Origin of the sequence: Myroides sp. C4067 (assembly GCF_038039665.1) — a bacterium.
In the GTDB taxonomy this organism is placed as follows: domain Bacteria; phylum Bacteroidota; class Bacteroidia; order Flavobacteriales; family Flavobacteriaceae; genus Flavobacterium; species Flavobacterium odoratimimum.
This window is the reverse complement of the sequence record NZ_JBBPHJ010000002.1, coordinates 37,641-56,000: the sequence shown is the minus strand read 5'-3', so window position 1 is coordinate 56,000 and position 18,360 is coordinate 37,641. Positions and strand designations below refer to the sequence as shown.

Here is an 18,360-nt window from a genome sequence, read left to right as displayed (position 1 = left end):
TTTACGATTAGCAACATCCAGTGTTAGGATCGCAACAACTAGTTGGAGCTGCCTGACTACTTGGTGTAATTCCACAAGCATCTTCCGCTAAACAAGCAGTCAATGTGTTTTTTAATAAAAAGTGAGTTCCATTAAATGCTAAGAAATACTTCCCAATCGTTTCTTTACCTTGAACTTCTACTTCGATCTCGGCATCAACAATACCTAATTTTGTTTCTGACAATCGAATAATATGAAGCAATTTACCCGCTTTTAAACGGTGTTCATAATCATCTGCATTCCACAATTGAAAGCTTACCTTTACCTCTTCTCTCATTGTTCCCCCACAGTCAATAAACTTTTTGGTTACTTGACCTACTTCTGTTACATGAAAATGTTCGGCTACAAATGTTTCATCTTCAAATTGAAAATCTACTCGATCTAAATTTCCTAAAACGGCTTTTACTTCTGATAATTTCATATTTACTTGTTTTTAAATTATTTCAATATCGCAATATTACGATGATATGAATTAAAAAATATTAACAGCAATCGTTTGATGCTATTTTTTGAGCGAAGAACAATTCAAACTCCTTGAAAAATTCATTCCATACTACATCGTCAATACAATAACAAACGGATTTACCCTCAATTGTCCCTTTGATAAGTCCACTATTCTTAAGCTCTTTTAAGTGCTGTGAAATAGTTGCTTGAGCCAATCCAAGTTCTTCCACCAAATCATTGCAAATACAAGCATCTTGATTGATAATATACTGAAGAATAGCAAGTCTTGCTGGATGCCCTAAAACCTTAAACATAAGCGATAATCTATTCTTTTTATCACTAAATAATTCTGATTTTGTTACTCCCATTGTTTTATACTTAAATATATATCGCAATATTACGATGTATATTTAAACTGTGCAAGTTTAATTAATATTGATAGCAAATACGATAATAAATTATTCTGTAATGTGATTAGACTTCATAAACTTTGAAAAGAAAATACTCACTTCATACAATAAAACTAATGGTATAACCAAAATAACTTGACTCAATACATCTGGAGGTGTAATAATTGCTGATGCAACTAAAATCAAAACATAAGCATATCTGCGATAACCTTTGAGTGTATCTGTTGATAAAATTCCCATCTTGTATAATACTAGAATGATAACTGGCAAAACAAACACAATACCTGATGCTAGTATGGTGGTTCTAACAAGAGAAATATATGAGGTAAGATCGATTTGATTGGCAACAATACTACTAATCTCTATATTCATAAAAAAATGAATAGATAAAGGAACTATAATAAAATATCCAAACAAGACACCTATAAAAAATAAAAGACTTGTGATTGTTACAAATACAACACTGTATCTTGTCTTACTATTATATAATTTAGGTTGTACAAATTTCCAAATTTGATACAAAATCCAAGGAAATGAAGCTATTAGTCCAAAGGTAAAACTAGTCCAAATCATAACCATTAACTGACCATCCATTTTTCGATTTTGAATATCAAAATCAATCCCTTCCATATACAATGATGAACTCAAATTAAAAAAATCTATCAAAGAACGATGCCAAATATAAATAGTAAAATTAGGATTTTTAGGAGCTAATAATATTTGCTCAAAAATAAAGTTAGTATATAAAAAGGCTATGCTACTACATAAGACGATTCCAATAAAACACTTGATTAAAAAACTTCTTAAAAGTCCTACAAAATTTAAAAATGTCTTTTTCTTAATACCTCTATCCATATCTTATTATAAAATGCTAAACTACTGCTATTTTAATTATTTAATATCCAAATTAGGGCTTGTTTTTTAGTTGCTCTAAATATAGTTGTATGTCCTTCATTTGGCTCATCTACATAGTGCCACACTAAATTTTTATTTTCATTTTCTGCTAAAATAGTAGCTAACTTATTTGTATAGGGAGAAATATCAGCAGCATTCGATCCTGCAAACCAAAGCTTTCTTTTTACCGCACTATTTTGATCTAAACTAGCTTTTGCGGTTCTAACTAAATAATGATTATTCCACCATAATGAAGGGTCAAAGGCGATATAATTTGCAAACATGGCGGGTTCAACAAAAAAGGTTTCCATCACAAACAAACCTGAAGCAGATTCCCCTAATATCGTTTTTTCTTCTTTGGTTCTATATCTTTTATCGATTTCCTTAAATAACTCTTCTTTAATAAAGGCTCTAAACTGATTAGAACCTCCTACCTCGGGTGCAATTTCTTTATCTTTTGCAACAGTTGTAAATCCTGTCAAATCTCTTCTTCTTTGTGTATTTTCAATTCCAACTAAGATTACAGCAGGAATTTTTTGCTCATTTATAAGCTCTTCTATGGTAGATGCGATATGAGGAAAATCCTCTCCTATTCCTCCATCAGCCATATAGATTACGGGCAAAGAATCCTGAGTACTCTCATAATTTTTTGGTGTCCATACATTAATAGTTCTTTCTTCTTTTAATTGATTTGATTCTAGTTTAAAAGTATCATGTTTAGGCACTACATCCTGAATTGTACTCTTATAACCACAACTTGCTAATAAAATGGTATAGCATAAACTTAACAAAAACATAATTTTAAATTTCATTTTAGCGTATTTTTTGATTCACAAAATTATTTCAATAAAAAACAGTAATTAATACCATTAACCTATTAATTTTACTATTTTTGAATGTGAGAAATCTCATTCTTTATTTTTACTACTGTAATTCTAAATTAGATAAAAATAATTTTATTCAATATTAGAGATTTACAGCACTAAACTAGTTCTCCTTATTTACTAGTTGTCTTTAAAAGGAGAAAGTCTTTTGGGCTTTCTCTTTTTTACTACTATAGCTTAAATAAACTTAATAAAAATAAAACTGCTACGATTAAACCTGAATACCTAAAAAACTTGACAAAACGATTAAAATCATAAAATAAAGTTTGTCCGTCAATAAGATTAACAATCATTAGAATAGTACAAGTAATAATTACTATTATCAAAAATAACATAGGAGCTGCAATATAAGATATTATATTGGCTGCAGCCCGTTCATTTGTTCTACTAAAGTCCAAGAAACTAAGTAGCATTCCCAAGACACAAAGCACTGTTAAAACAATAGCTATAACATAACCCACATTTCTAAATAAACTCCCCATTTTTATTAAATTTTTCTTTGTTTATACACCATACTAGATGTACCACTATTTAAAAATCACACCCTAAATAATATATTATATATCAATAATATAGTTTAAATAAAAACTCAAAAAGATCGACCTACTTCTTTCTAACTCCTGTATTAATATCACCTAATTCAGTGAATAATATGTCTAAACAAAATATTTACTTTGATCCATAAATATTTTTTACCATTAACTGATTTATACTATTACTCAAAATCCAAAAATAATTTTAAAATCAGAAACAAAAAAAGAAAAAAAAATAATATGTATAAGTTTATTGAATCATTACCTGAATACTATGCTACTATTCAAAGTCAAACTAACTTTCCTAAAGACTATATCAATGATTTATTTTTGATTGGAAAATGTAGCAAAGACACAAACACAGTTAAAGAAATCAGACAAACTTTAGAGCAAAATGCTAGTGAGAAAGTTATTAAAGCCTTCAAAATTCGAAAAAAACTAATCAAGTCAATTGGTATTCCCCAATGGTACGAGGTCTTTAATACCTTATTAGAATATGCAAATATATCGGATGATTTAGATGTTGATTTTATGTATAGTAAACTAGGGGTTGATCTACTTGACGTTAGGGGTAGTCATGATCCAACTACTCTAATTCAAAATCCAATGCTACTAGGGAGGTTCCCCTCAGTTAGAATTATCAACATCGAAACCTTAAACTTTGAACAAGGACTACCTGATGTTTTTGACAAATTTACTCAACTTGAACACTTAAGCATAGAAGGAGAATATACTAAACTTCCAAAATCAATAGAAGACATAACGACACTACAGTCTTTGGAATTGGAGCTTCCTAAATTAACACATATCAAATTTGACTTTACAAAACTAACTGCTCTAAGGTCTTTAAAGTGTATGAACACCAATTGGCCTACTCCAACACTACCTACCCTGCCTAGAAGTATAGAAGCGATTGAGTTTTCTTTAGTAAGCACTCTTAATTCCATTGGAGAAGAACTAAATACACTTCCTGAGCTGAACAAAATTAAAATCATGAAATGTCCAGATCTTACTACGATAAGTGACAAGTTAAACGTACCTAGCCTAACTGTGTTGAGCCTTTGGAAAAATGATAGACTCCAGCTAATTCATCCTAAGGTAATTTTTAATGGTAAGATTACTTGTTTTTCTGGAGAATTGATCAACTTAGAACAACAATATACTTTTGATTCACTGACAAACCTAGTAGTTTCAGACCAGGCAATACTACTATATCTATCTCAAAACCCTGAGTCTTTTCCTAACTTAGATAAATTGAGCTTTTCCAATATGGAAAACCTAACGGAAATAAAAGTGCCATGGTCTAAATTCAATAAACTAACGACCGTTACATTTGAAAATTTAATTGGTGATAACTCTTTATCGCAAAATATAGAACAATGTACCTCGCTTAAACACCTTAGTTTTTTTAACTACCAAACAGTGCAACTACCTAAATCAATCGGACGTATTGAAAAGCTGATGTCTGTAACTATAGAACAATCTAATAAACTAATAATAGACACTTGTTTTCTTCCCAGTGTAATAGATGTACTAAAAATCATAAACTGTGCTGAAATTAAAGTATCTAACAAAATTATATGCGTTGGTAAAGCCTCTATTGAAAACTGCAAAGTTGAAAAGCACAGCGATTTATTCAGCTATCTATCCGTAGAAAACTTCACATACTTTCCTTTAAAAAACGATACTTATGAAGTAAATGATATCACTAACTTAATGGTTAAGCCTTATACGCTTATTAGTTTGGACACCAATTTGCCAATAGGTCTATTGACTAATGTGCTGGTTAATTGTGAAAACCTAAAAATTTTAAAAATAAACAGTAACGCAATCTTACCTGATAGTTGTCCTTGCTTATCTGTGGATCAAGAGACCAAATTGCACACCTTACAATTAGAAAACGTTGAGCTTGATAACTTAGATCAACTCTTAAGAAACAGTCCTTTAATAGAATCTATTAAATTAAGAGGATATGATCATTTCCCCACTGTTGAATTACCTTATTTAAAAATAGTTGATTTATCTTATTCAAAAATACCTACACTAGAAGGATTAGATGCTCCAAATTTAGAGGTTGTTGATCTATCTTTATGTTATGAATTTGGATTAGCTGGTGCGAATGCTTTGGTCAAATATCCTAAACTTAAAAAACTTAGGCTTCAAGGAACTAACGACTCCTTGTGCTACGTACCTCAAGAACTTACATGTTTACCGTTGCAAGAACTATACTTATCTGGCTATCAAATAGACATGATACCAACCTATATCGGTCAGTTTAAAGAATTGCGTACACTACACCTTACCAACTTTGATACAGAAGGACTACCAAACTCTTTATTAGACCTTAAAAATCTTGAACGTCTTAGTATTGAAGGATGTAATTTCAGCGAACCTATTCCTGCATCATTTAGATCACTTAAATTAAAAAAATTACAATATACTATCAGTAAATTCAGTGGAGCAAATATGAACCCTAAATATTACAACAACCTCATCACCGATGGATATACTGATTTAGTGAAGTGGTTCACTAATGAAGATTAGTCTAAAAAACAATTAGACTTCTAACTGAAAAAAAAACTATTTATATATTACTCCCGTATAACAATTCCTTAGTTATACGGGAGTTCAGTATCTAACAACTATTTAAAAAGATAACTAGAAGTTAAAAAACTAGTTATTCACTTCTTACTTAGCTTACCCTATGAAAACAGAATATATGCAGAATACCTAATTACAAGGATTTACTTGCAAGAAAAGGTTCTTCAGTTTGCTCATCTGTAGGAGCAAACATAATTCCAAGTACCTTAGCACTAAATTCTAAATCGTCAATAGCATAAACTGGTGTAGAAACTCTAGTCTCTAATTCACTATCTGCAATGGTCTTGACTTCTACTTTTTCAGGTTGAAAAACCATAAAAGGCTCTTCTATTCCATCTACATACATTTCAATTTTCAAAATACCTCCATCCTCTGGAAGATATGTAGAATGAGTAAAGTTTATAGTCTTGTCAAACAGTGGAGAAATATAAACCAACAACTTGTTATAACCAAATGAAAACTCATTATTTGGATCAGAAGGCGCTTTAATTCGTGTATATTCAATCACATCACAAGCATAATTGCTTACATAAGCTACCTTATCTAATTTTCTTCTATTAAACTCCTTATAGTCAATAGTACTACCTTCTGTATAAGTTTCTCCTTTAGAAGGTGTATATATAGCATAAGCTGTTTGATTTTCAACTGGCATATCAGTAGCAGGAGCCATTGCTTTTAAGTAAACAGACGCTTGATCTTGATCTTCACTGTGAAAATGATCCATCTGCCAAGTTGCTCCCTTCGCTTTAGCTAAGACTGTACTATTTTTCACATAGTAATCTGCCTTGGTCATACTCATCATTAATGCAAAAGCAGCCATAGGTTTCTTATCAAATAAATCTCCCCATGCTAAAAAAGGATTTTCATCTTTTGGCAAATTTGTCATTAGTGTTTGGAACTGTCCATATACGTCCCCTTTTGAATAATCTATTTTATCCAATAGTCCACCGACATTTATTTCCTTAGTATAAAGACTCATAGTCATCTTTCCTTCCACAAAAGGAGTAGTCACCACTTCACCTGGTACTTCAGGAGTTTCTTTACCAACATTTACAGCATCATTGCTCTCGGTAGAACAAGAAGTCATAATAAACAAGGCGAAAAGGCCTAAAAACATTTTTTTCATATAATACTTACTTTTTACTATTAGGTAAAAATACGTTAATCAGAAATAAATATCAAAACACAAAATAATTCAAAAACATATCTTTTAATCTTGAAAAAACAATTAACCAAACAAACAGTTTAAACTATTTATTATCAATTAATCAGTAAATAAAAAACGGTACTCTGAATCAAAGTATAAGAACTGAGCATCAATAGGAGCCGCTAATAATGAAATATTTGGGTAAACAATATCCTCTGTACTAATAGTTTGCTCATTTAACCATTTATTCTCACTCACATCTTTTAATTTTATATCCACCTTACTACCAAGTCTTTTAACATATATATAATACAAGTTATGCTGATCATCTTCATTTATATAGTTATATAATACCTCGCCTGATATTAAGTAACCCTTCTGAAAAGTTGCTTTATAGGTAATCCCATTTTTATCAGTATAGCTATAGTCACCATTCAATCGCTCAAACTGAACTTCATAACTAATAATCTCTCTTCCTTGATCATTATAGAAGATTCGTCTTATTTTTGAATCCGCAAAAAAATACTCTTTAGCAAACACTAATCCATTGTGCGCTGTATAGGTAGTTTCAATCTTTTTGCCTTTGCGATAAATATCTTCGCGTATATGACTTAATTCCTCCGTAGTTTCACTTCCGTGATACGGCTGTCCATCGCGATAGACAATATATTTCTTTCCTTTACTTATCAATTCATCGATAGCATTTGCCTCATTCGCTGAAGCATATTCTAATTCCTGTAACAGCTCCCCTTGTTCATACCATTGCTCCAAACGAAGTTTTTTGTCTTTATATACATTCTTTCGTAGAATCAAAGGTGTATTAGGATAATCTGCATAAATCTCTTGAATACCATCTATAAATCCATTGACATAAGGACTAATGACTACATTACCATCAGAAAATTCGTAAGTAGTTCCATTCCAAGGAATCCCATCTTTATACTCGACACTAGAAATTAACTCACCCTTTTGATCATAAAACCATCCCTGTCCTTGAGCATAATCAATTTCACTTAATTTATAGTATATTCTTGTTTTTACAACGGGCTCAATCTCTTTCAAAAAATTAATTTCCTTTAAAACCCTTCCTTCTTTCTCAGTTTTTATTTGTTTGATAAAAAAATCATCATAGAAATAGACATTTACACCTGTTTTTGTTTGTTCATTATATGTACCTAAATACTCTTCATTCTGGTTGTAATAATCACTACTTATCAAAACATTTAAATCATCTTGACTATACCAGTTTGTTACTCTGAGCTTTCCATCAGTATAATATACATTTTCCTTATAGTACTTTTCATTTTTATAAAACACCTCATGCTGCAATTGAAAAACTGCTTTAGCTTCCAAGTTAAACTTCCCTTGATAAACAATCGCTCTATCTTGATATTTTAAATAACTGACAAACCTTCCTTGTTTGTACTCATATTTATCACCGTTAAGAGGTACAAACTCACCATTATCTGTTGCATAATTTAGCTCTCCTACTACATCGCCTTTCATGTCAAAATACTGTATGGTATCTACTTTCTTAATTGCATATGGCTGGGTACTATTATTATAATAACAAGTTACTTTGATCTGTTTACCTTTTTCATAAGTGTACAAAACACCTAGATCATAGATTTCTCCTGCAAAAGGCTTCCCTTCTTTAGTAATTAAACGATAAGACTTTTTCTTCAATGAATCGAATGATTCAATACTGTATTGATTCCCTTTGTCATCATATTTGTATACTCCCGTAACCTCACCATCATGACCATAAAAAAAACGCTCTCCTTTATAAATAAAACGGAGCATATCTCTCCTTGCAAAACCTTTGGATACAATATATCCTTCAATAGTATAATCTTCAACAGCACTAAACCCTTGCTTATCCATCGGTCTTATTACTTTATAAAAATTTGCCTTTTCTGGACTGACTAACTGAAAATCATCAATAAGCTTAGTATAAAGTGTATCATTTTTCTGTGCATGAACCAGTGTACATAACAAGAAAACGCTACATATAATAATTTGTTTTAACATCAATCTTTTATCTATTATGCGTTAAAATTACAACAAAACAAATAACTTGTTGCTTAACAAACAATTTAGCTATGTAAACTCTCTGTTTATAATTAAATCTTATCTCTAGCTTCCAATTGATTAATCACCTGTTTTTTTATACTAGTAAGAGCATAATCCTTAGCCTCTGCATAAGAAACATTATATTTTCTCTTAAATAAAGCAAAATGAAAAGGAAAATTAGAAATTAATCTATCGTAATAATTATCTAATTGCTCTTGAGAAGGTAGCTCATAGTTTAGTCGTAGTTGAAACCTTCTCATTAGTGCTTGATCAATGATATCAGCGTGATTAGAGGCACATATTAAAACTGAGTTAGGTGAAAAGTAATCGATTAATTGAATGAGGGTATTGACGATTCTTCTCATCTCGCCCACATCTTTATCATCTACAGCCCTAGATTTACCTATTTGATCAAATTCATCTAGAAATAGAACAGCACGTTCTCTACTTGCTTTTTCAAACACTAGCTTAATATGTTGAGAAGTTTCTCCTAATTTTGCCGAAACAATTGTACTCAAATCTAAAATAATAATTGTTTTATTGAGTCTCTTGGCAAGAGCTTTAGCAGTAGTTGTCTTTCCACAACCTGAACTTCCGTGTAAAAATACTTTATTGTTAACAGGAAGTCCTAAATCTGTCAGTTCCGAAAAATAGGTATATTCTTTTACCAACTGATCGAGTATTATACGCTGTTTTTCATCCAAAAATACATCTTCAAAAGCTAGTGCTTCATTATCTTTAATAAGTAATTCTGATAAATTCATTCTATATGCTATATTAATTTAGTTTTTTTATTAGTCCCTCAATCATAGTTAACACCTTTGGGTTATCTGAATAATTCACCCCTAAATCTATAATCTCAACCAATTCTAGCACCTTAGTTTTTGGCCAATATTGATCTACAACAATCCCAATATCAACGCTATACCCCATTCGTTTACTAGTTGAGTAACCGTTTATCCCTACTGTTTCAGCAGTTAAGAATATCCCTACTGTTTCAAAGGTTATAAGTAAAGATTCCCACCCCATCCCGCTGGGTTGAACTTCAATAAAAAGCTGACATTCATTTAATTGGGTAGAAAAATAATTACGTTGCAAAAAAGCGTCTATTATAGTACTTGTATAATATTGAATTTGTTCAGCTCCTATTTCATTGCCGAACTTCACTTGCTTATTACGTCCATCTTTCATGCTATTATATCTGTTTTGGTGTTGAAAATAACAAACATGACTATTTCAGTAATGCTCTGTAAATTGTAGGAAAATTAAAACTGTTTCCAATTGGACACATTTGTTTTGCTTGCGCTACTACTTGCTGAAAAATAGTATTATCTAATCCTGAAATGACTGCCATAATTTCCAAATCAGCTTGTACGATAACCTCATTGTTGTAGGTGATTTCGCAATTAGTTTCTAACTCCTCTATCTTATACGATGCTTGAGTTAATAACAGGGTAAGTGTCATATTGAAACAAGCAGAATAAGCCGCTGCTATCATTTCTTCTGGTAGTGTTACAGCATAATCCTTTTGCTTTAAAAATGAGTAATTCATCTGATTCAACAACTGATTATCAGACACATAACTCCCTTTCCCTTGTTTTAAATCATCTCGCCAGATTGCCTTAATTGATACTTTCATAATATTACTTTAGTTAATTAAAATCCTTGTACACAAAAAGTAGTGCCATTTTAATTCTACAAAAGTATAAGTAATACTCATTTTCCTCAATGGAGAAAACGCCTCAATTATAGGACATTCTCTCCATACTATAATAGTAGCTCAATAAGGTCGCTTGGACAGTTCTTGATTACGTCTAAAAGCTAAGGGAGTATAACTAGTTTGAATCTTGAAATATCTATTGAAATAAGACACATCTTCATATCCTAAAGAGAAGGCAATTTCTTTTACACTTAAATCAGTATAAGCCAACAAGCGCTTTGCCTGTAGTATAAGACGATTAACAATCACGCAACTTGGAGAAATACCACAGCCTTTAGTTATCCGCTTATTTAGAACATTAGTAGTCACATTTAGAAGTGCTGCATAATCACCTACCTTATGTAAATTCATATAGTTCCGATCAACTAATTGACTAAATTTTCTTGAAAATTCCTGGTGTTCAGATAATACTCCCGTATTGTTATTTTCTCGTTTTACCCAAGTCCTAGTTGCCTCAATAATAATATATTTTATCAATATTCTAATTTTCTCTTCACTCCAACTATCTGCTAAATCTTTTTCTCTTTCAATTTCAAGAATATGATTGCACAATACCTCATTTTGTTCTTGTTTTAAATAGACATAGGGAGTTGTTAATACATTACTATACAAAATTCCGTCACAAGCTAATTCCTGATCGTGAATTTCTACACAATAAAAATCAGCGTGAAAATAGATTAATTTTCCCTTTGATTGATCTAGAATTTGAAAGGCATGTTCTTCATTAAAAAAAAAGAATGCATCTTGTTCACAAGTATAATTGGTAAAATCAATTTGTATTTGGCTCCCTGCTTTCAAGAATAAAATTTTAAAAAAGCCACTATACTGTTGGTCTAGATTAGACAAGTCTGTCGTAATATCAATGGAGACAGTTCCAAAATATAAGTGTTTCATCATTAATCACTAACTAAGTGAAACAAAAATAATTTATTTTTTATCAGCGGACGTTCTACAATAGTGAAATTGTTTATTTCTCTCGAAATACACTAGTATACATACTAAGGTATCGGTTACATTCTGACTGATTACCCAATTTTTCTGTATTTATTTTTTGTCGTATTGCATAATGACTAACGCTGCTATCTTTGCGCATTGTGGTTAAAGGAAACTTGGTAATTAACTCTTTAAAGCTATCATAGGCTGGCTGGGCTAGATCATTTCTAAAGTATATATTTTGTTCCCAATACAACATTTGATAATCTACACTTGTTACGTCTTCTTTTTTTAACCTTTCTATTAAAGCTAATGAATAGTCATATAAGGACTCATCATAAGTTGTACGCCAATAAGCTCTGACTAGATAAAAACCTTTTTCATAGCTAAAATCAGCTGCTGCTTCGAAAGCCTTAGCCGATTCTAAATTATTACCCATAATCCAATAATATAGTGCATTCGAACGATAGTCTTCTATATACTGTGGATCTTGAACAATCATTGCCTCTGTAACCTTAGGTAGTTGCATCTCAGAACTGCTTAAATACTCAGCATCCACCAAGTAATACAAGATAGCCTCATTACTTTTAGATAATTGATTAATCTGATGCAATTGAACAATTAATTTAGCACACTGCTCATATGCTTTCATTTCATAAAGGAATACTACATAATAATTACGCGTCTCCCAATGTTCTGGTCTTGAAACATGGAAACAAGAAAGTCTATATTGTAAAGCTTCTACAAACTTAGGTGTATCGTTCAAGTACCTACACAAGGTCATAATAAGAAAGTTAATACTCAATCGATAAGGGCTATCTTCTTTTAATTTCATTGCTACTTCTAATGGTTTTAAGGCTTGACGGTATTGACCTAAACCAAAGTTTCCTTTTCCTTGAAGATATAAAGATTCCCCTGTAGGGAGCGAATAAGTATGATAGGTATTCACCAAACCAAGAACATCATGATAGCTTCCCAACATATCATAATAGTGAGCCATTTCTAAGAGATAGTTAGGCAAACTGGCTCCTTTATATGCGGCCTCTATCAAAATACCTAATGCTGTCTCATCTTCAGGATTTCGCATCATGGTCAAAATACTTCCTTCTGTTAATAAGATACTAGGGTGCTTTTCTACAACTACCTTAGCTACATTGACATATTTCAAGGCTAGATCTAATTCATATTGATGCTTGTGATAAAGTGCTTTATAGTTATAATAATTCACAACTAACTCTCTGTCTTCACAACTATAAGATTTAAAAAAATCTTCAACGTATTGTTCTGTCAACTCTCGCATATCAACAGGTATTACTTCTTTAAAAGCTATTACTTCCATAACTTCCGCCACCTGTACTAACATACCACAGCTATAAAAACAATCAACTAGGTATATTCCCGCTTGAGCACTCAATAATGTCTTACTCCACTTTTGTTCCCATAAAGTGACACACTCCTCTAAATCAAAAATGTCTTTAGCAACATACTGCGCTATTGATAATTCATTTACTTGCTTATCAGATAAATTAAAACGACTTTGATTAAGTAAATCTTCTATGACGCTATGTACTTGTGTCTGCACAGCATAATCTACTAAAATATCAATTTCTCCTTCTTCAAGAATTTCTTTACTTAATAGTTGTTTACTATAATTCACCTGTAAATCCCATAAGCGAAGACGAAGATTATTTGCTTCTGGATAAACAGATAAAGCATGATGTAAGCACCCAATGGCTACATCATACTTTTGTATCTCTTCCATCTTATTAGCGTATCCTAAAAGCAGAGCTAAGCTATTAGGATGATAATCTAATGCTCGCTCATAAAATGCAATATCACAATATTGCTCTAACCCTCCAATAAGCTCAAACTCTCTCAGTTGTTCTGCTCCATAATACTCTAAAACAGAAAGGGCCAGCATTACTTTATCATAGTCGAAATTATCCGAACCAATAAATCGGGTAAAAAACTCAATATAAAAACGATAAAAAGAAACTTCCTCTACGCTTTCTACTGGTGATTTCTCTTCTTGATGAAGATATTCATATCCTTCAATCAACGCTTGTTCACAGGATTGATAATCTCTTTCATTAATACTCTGAGCAATAAAAGTAACTAACTCTTTAAAATTCATTTCTCTTTTTACTTTTAACTAGGATTACTATTTAGCTGATCATTTTGTAACTCGCGTACTATATTCCAATAATTTCCTTTTCGAGAAAAGCTAGTAGGGTTTGCTTGTAAAGAAGCTTCATAAAATTGAATTCCCAACATGATATTTTCCTGTAGTTCTCTTCCATTTACAAATACACGCGAAATGAATTCCGATAACTCACAATGTCTAGTATAAACTTCCTTCTCTGTTATATATCCCACTACCCCACCTATTCTACAAACTAAACTATAGAGTGCATAATTAAATCCTAAAATACCATAACCTACAATAGCATAGCGTTGTGGATATAATAAACGATACCTATTTTTCAAGTAAGCGCCTTCTAGTTGCTCTAGATGCTCCGCAAAAGCAACCTCATCAAAGTGATATATCTCTTCAATAATATCTTTTACATTAGCATGAAAATACTCACCTTTTTTTAAATTATGTAAGAAAACACGAAACGACTTACTATTCTTGATTTGATGCATTTGCATAAACCTTCGCATATCATAAACATGTTCTTCATTATTTGGATCTAAACCGAAAGGCGTGTCTAATAAAACATCTTGAAAATAATACAACAATAAACCGTTAGAAATAGATTTTGGATTATCAAGAAAACTACTTAATGCTATACATTCACTCATAATTACACTTTTAATTGATTTACTAATTCAGTTAATGCTTGAGAATAATCGGTCGTATAAACACCAGATTGAACCATTGCTTCTATTCCTATAGCATAAGCTCCACTATACATCGTACCATGTAACAATTGAGCAAATACCATGCGAGCCATCGCACCTACTGAAGGATAAGTACCTGATGGGGCTGTCTGTGGATCTAATACAATTAGATATAGTTTTTGATAAAACGCTATAGTTTGATCAACATTAGCAGCCAAGAACTCCTTCACACCAACCATATTGGTCAATATCGGAGAAAAGACAATTGGATTATCAATAGCGCTACGAGTGTAATCATTAAAGTGATAACTAATCATTAGTAAATTTTCTTTGTCAATCGAAAAACTCATCATTAGCCCTGCTATTTCCACATCTGACAACACTGTAGTTACTCCTTGTTGTTCCTCATCAGAAAAGTACTGTTCGTCTTCATCTACTATTGCTTGATTAGCGATCTCATCTATTTGCTCTTGCTGCTGATCACCATAAAACGAGTCTTCTTGCTTCTCTACTTCTTCAAAATGATACTTCTTCAACTCTCTAACAGCCACCTGTAAACGATCTAAGTAATTTGACCAATAACTGTTTTTTTGAATAAAATTGTCAATATAAATAACAAATTCAGGATCAAATTTCTCAGGAGGAAGTTCTTCTAGCATATCGCCAAGATTATCTACAACCAATCTAAAGACCTTTTCTGTTTGATAACTTATATCAACCATCCAATGTTCCTTACCTAGACATCGCAGTAATAAATCTGCTAAAACACTAACTTGCTCTGAAGTCAGCTCATCACTTTTCATTACCCTGAAGGCATCTTTTCTATAGTCTTTTAATAGTTTGCCCACCCAACGCTCATGCTCTCCTTCACTTAGCAAATAATCTTCCAATGCCATATACCCAGTATGTAAGGTAAACCAATTTATTGTTGATTTATCAATGCGTAAGGTAATCTCCACTTGATCACACTCATCATTTAAATCATGGCAACTATCATTCACTAAGGTTACGATATCAATACAATCTTCTAAATTATCCTCATAATAGAAGTCTTCTACAATCTTTAATATCTTCTTGGCGTATAACGACTTAAATTTAACTTCCTCGATTGTATCTAATGTAGCTACCATTTGTTTTAAATAGCCAAATAGAATACTTCTATTACTTTTATGTTGCTCTTCCGTGGGTATCTCTAAATCGTCGAATGTAATTCGTGGCGCTTGAATAAACGCCTCTAAATCACTTCCAAAATCAAGTAACACCAACAACATAAATTGATGAATAGGTTCACTTAAACTTCCCGTAGCTGTGCGATTATCTAACCAATTTAACCACTGATCAGTATTGTGAAAAACAGTTTGGACTATTTCTCGTCCTTCCACTTCTTGATTTACGCCTTTTGCCGTTAATAACCTAGGCAACTTGTATTCATAAGGGCCTATTTCAATATTTTTAAAAATCAACTCAACTAACTGATTTACAAAAGGTTTAAAAACTACTCGATCGCTATAGATAAACCATAGTGTCAAGAAACATAGAGGCAATTGTCCACTTGGCTTTTGTTGAAACTGAACAATGATATTTTTTTGAAACAACTCAGACAACAACTTTTCCTCTATATCAACAGATAGCCACGACACAAGTGCTGCATGCATTTTATACTCCAATGCTATGGGTAGATTAGCTGGGCGACGACTATAATAATACGCTTGTTGATAGTTCCATTGACTATCACAAATTACTTCCAATAAAGGGTATTGTTTATAACTATCATAAAGACCTAACAGTTCCTGTCCTTGATCTAACACGACAAGACTCTCGATTAACACATCAGAAATAGTATTTGTTAAAGTCATATCTGCCTTTAACACATCTGCGAAGTGATTACCTGATTCACAAATCCAAAGTAGGAAGATATTATAAGGTGAGGAGTCATAGCGGTTACCAATACTCAAACTAGCATTTAACGCAGCTATAAATTCACTCCACTCTCCATTAAAAAAATCATTAATAAAAACATCTGTTGTTGCAAAAGGTCTTCTCTCAAAAGAACCATTGTCCAAACGAACACAATAATGACTATTTAAAACACTATTTTTAAGCTCCTCGTTAGGCAACCATGTATTTGACGTGTCTTCATTAATCAGCAACAGCTCTATAAGCTTAGCAGCTACTTTAAAAGAATGTCTCGGACTCTTTTGAACCAATATGCTTAATACATCAACAACCATTAAACGTATGCCATTCTCTTCCTCACTACTTGTATAATTTTTATAATTATCACCTATAAAAATAAGCATGCGATCTACCGCATCTACACTAGGGAAGTATTCCAACTCACAGACTTTGTTCCAGCCTGCAATAAGATTAAACCCGTCTAAAGTATTGTCAAATTCATTACCTATAAGATATAACTCCTTGGCAAGCTCATCTGTAAACACTAAATGCGCTGGCCCCTCTTCTAATAATTGAATTAGAGAATGACGAAGATTACGGCTAATCAATAAGCTTACAAAGCCTGAGTAATCCAATTCTACTTCCTGATGATCATAAAGACTAATAAAATCCACCCATAAGCGTATTTCATTGTCAGAAAAAGTATCTGTATGACGCTCGAATACAAAATGCGAATTAAACTTTTGAAGCAATAAACCGATGGCTTCATTTACAACTATTTGCCTCGTATATACATCTGTATTTCCTTGATCTTGTAAATACTTATTATACTCAACAAATTGCAGTAAACCATTAAGTTGATAATAATTTAAACCACTCTCTTTTAAGCTTTGAAGCATCAAGTGCTCCTCTCCATAATAAAGCAAATAGTGATACCCTGTAGTTGCTGCACCTTTATTCTTAGCTGTCAATGAAGCCAAACTATCTTGATCATCAACGATTAGTGCACTACTCATAGCTAGATCATAATCCGTATGCGCTGTATAAGCTGGTATCACATCAAAAAGACGAGTCGGCTCCTCTTCTTCTATTTGATTTAAAAAAGAATATAAATGAAGACGAGCTACATCTAAATAAGGCTTAAGTCTATTTATACCTTTTATACGATCAGTTAATTTATCGAAAACTTCAACTAAATCTTTTTCTGGTGAACTTTGCTCAAGATGTTCAAAGGCTTCGTCCACTTTAAAATTTCCAAGGAAACTATTAGGATGAGCAAACCATAAAAAGCCTTCTATACGAACAAATTCATATTCAAACACAGTAGTCAAATCTGCCCATTTCAAATGAATATTTCTATTGACCTGCTCATTGAGGGGATATTGTTTTAACTGAACTAGATTTACTAACTGTCTAACAATACGATGGATACCGTAAGTTTCCTCTTTTAACAAAGAATCCAGTGAAGCTGGCTCAGCTAGCAAATCTTCATACTCTTCTAGTATCTGCTTTGAATATGGAATAAAATTTAGAAGATCCGTTTCCATAGCTATTACAGCCTCATTTATAGGTAATAACAAATAAGGTTCTAACAACTTCAACTGTTGCTTTGCATACTGTATAACTCGATAGTTTTTATAAAACTCATCCTTATACTTTGTAATTTCTGCCTCAGAAAGCTGTTTTATTTTTTCAGGTATTTGCTCCTGATTATATCCTAAACTCTTTAAAATTCTTGCTACTCCAAAGTGTTTTTCTTCTACTACCTTACTTCCACATCCTCTACAAAAATTCCCCTGAGCAGGAGTAAGAGAAGCACACCATCCACAGCGTACATCTACACGAACACTACCCGCACAAGCCACACATATATCCCCTGGCTGATAATCCCCTGGTTGTGGTGTAGAGCACGATTCACAATAAGTGATAACTGCCATACTAT

Annotated in this window: 15 protein-coding genes; 1 reads left to right on the top strand and 14 read right to left on the bottom strand. The window is 32.1% G+C overall.

Going from position 1 to position 18,360, the window contains the following annotated elements:
- Nucleotides 1-7: 7 nt before the first annotated feature.
- The 5 genes from AABL87_RS01555 to AABL87_RS01535 all read right to left on the bottom strand — a co-directional run bounded on the left by AABL87_RS01555 (nt 8) and on the right by AABL87_RS01535 (nt 3,153).
- The gene (locus AABL87_RS01555) at nt 8-460 is read right to left on the bottom strand and encodes a DUF6428 family protein (protein WP_341276820.1); all 453 of its coding nucleotides are present in this window, start codon (nt 458-460) and stop codon (nt 8-10) included.
- Between the two features lie 61 nt (nt 461-521).
- Nucleotides 522-851: an ArsR/SmtB family transcription factor gene (locus AABL87_RS01550; protein WP_160339459.1), complete on the bottom strand. Its 330-nt coding sequence runs from the start codon at nt 849-851 to the stop codon at nt 522-524.
- Nucleotides 852-941: 90 nt separating this feature from the next.
- The gene (gene tatC / locus AABL87_RS01545) at nt 942-1,748 is read right to left on the bottom strand and encodes a twin-arginine translocase subunit TatC (RefSeq protein ID WP_341276819.1); all 807 of its coding nucleotides are present in this window, start codon (nt 1,746-1,748) and stop codon (nt 942-944) included.
- A gap of 32 nt (nt 1,749-1,780) precedes the next feature.
- A complete protein-coding gene (locus AABL87_RS01540; protein ID WP_006266560.1) occupies nt 1,781-2,599 on the bottom strand; it encodes an alpha/beta hydrolase in 819 nt (272 codons plus the stop codon).
- Between the two features lie 242 nt (nt 2,600-2,841).
- Nucleotides 2,842-3,153, bottom strand: coding sequence for a hypothetical protein (locus AABL87_RS01535; RefSeq protein ID WP_039328977.1), 312 nt, complete (start codon nt 3,151-3,153; stop codon nt 2,842-2,844).
- Between the two features lie 192 nt (nt 3,154-3,345).
- Between AABL87_RS01535 and AABL87_RS01530 the strand changes: the two genes are divergently transcribed.
- Entirely contained in the window at nt 3,346-5,748 is a 2,403-nt protein-coding gene (locus AABL87_RS01530; RefSeq protein WP_341276818.1) for a hypothetical protein, read from the top strand.
- Between the two features lie 190 nt (nt 5,749-5,938).
- On the opposite strand, the gene AABL87_RS01525 is transcribed toward AABL87_RS01530, so the two are convergent.
- The 9 genes from AABL87_RS01525 to AABL87_RS01485 all read right to left on the bottom strand — a co-directional run bounded on the left by AABL87_RS01525 (nt 5,939) and on the right by AABL87_RS01485 (nt 18,355).
- On the bottom strand, nt 5,939-6,931 hold the full coding sequence (locus AABL87_RS01525) for a hypothetical protein (protein ID WP_341276817.1): 993 nt from the start codon (nt 6,929-6,931) through the stop codon (nt 5,939-5,941).
- Between the two features lie 138 nt (nt 6,932-7,069).
- Nucleotides 7,070-8,983, bottom strand: coding sequence for a hypothetical protein (locus AABL87_RS01520; RefSeq protein WP_341276816.1), 1,914 nt, complete (start codon nt 8,981-8,983; stop codon nt 7,070-7,072).
- Nucleotides 8,984-9,075: 92 nt separating this feature from the next.
- Nucleotides 9,076-9,789, bottom strand: a complete 714-nt coding sequence (locus tag AABL87_RS01515) for an AAA family ATPase (RefSeq protein WP_341276815.1) — start codon at nt 9,787-9,789, stop codon at nt 9,076-9,078.
- 13 nt (nt 9,790-9,802) lie between these two features.
- On the bottom strand, nt 9,803-10,216 hold the full coding sequence (locus AABL87_RS01510) for a hypothetical protein (protein WP_059051411.1): 414 nt from the start codon (nt 10,214-10,216) through the stop codon (nt 9,803-9,805).
- A 40-nt stretch (nt 10,217-10,256) separates the two neighbouring features.
- Nucleotides 10,257-10,664, bottom strand: coding sequence for an OsmC family peroxiredoxin (locus tag AABL87_RS01505; protein ID WP_341276814.1), 408 nt, complete (start codon nt 10,662-10,664; stop codon nt 10,257-10,259).
- A gap of 141 nt (nt 10,665-10,805) precedes the next feature.
- Nucleotides 10,806-11,642 carry a helix-turn-helix domain-containing protein gene (locus AABL87_RS01500; RefSeq protein WP_006266550.1) on the bottom strand — a complete coding sequence of 279 codons (837 nt, stop codon included), beginning with the start codon at nt 11,640-11,642 and terminating at the stop codon, nt 10,806-10,808.
- Between the two features lie 70 nt (nt 11,643-11,712).
- The gene (locus AABL87_RS01495; protein WP_341276813.1) at nt 11,713-13,812 is read right to left on the bottom strand and encodes a hypothetical protein; all 2,100 of its coding nucleotides are present in this window, start codon (nt 13,810-13,812) and stop codon (nt 11,713-11,715) included.
- Nucleotides 13,813-13,826: 14 nt separating this feature from the next.
- Nucleotides 13,827-14,483 carry a DUF1266 domain-containing protein gene (locus AABL87_RS01490; protein WP_341276812.1) on the bottom strand — a complete coding sequence of 219 codons (657 nt, stop codon included), beginning with the start codon at nt 14,481-14,483 and terminating at the stop codon, nt 13,827-13,829.
- A gap of 2 nt (nt 14,484-14,485) precedes the next feature.
- Nucleotides 14,486-18,355 carry a hypothetical protein gene (locus tag AABL87_RS01485; protein WP_341276811.1) on the bottom strand — a complete coding sequence of 1,290 codons (3,870 nt, stop codon included), beginning with the start codon at nt 18,353-18,355 and terminating at the stop codon, nt 14,486-14,488.
- Nucleotides 18,356-18,360: the final 5 nt, after the last annotated feature.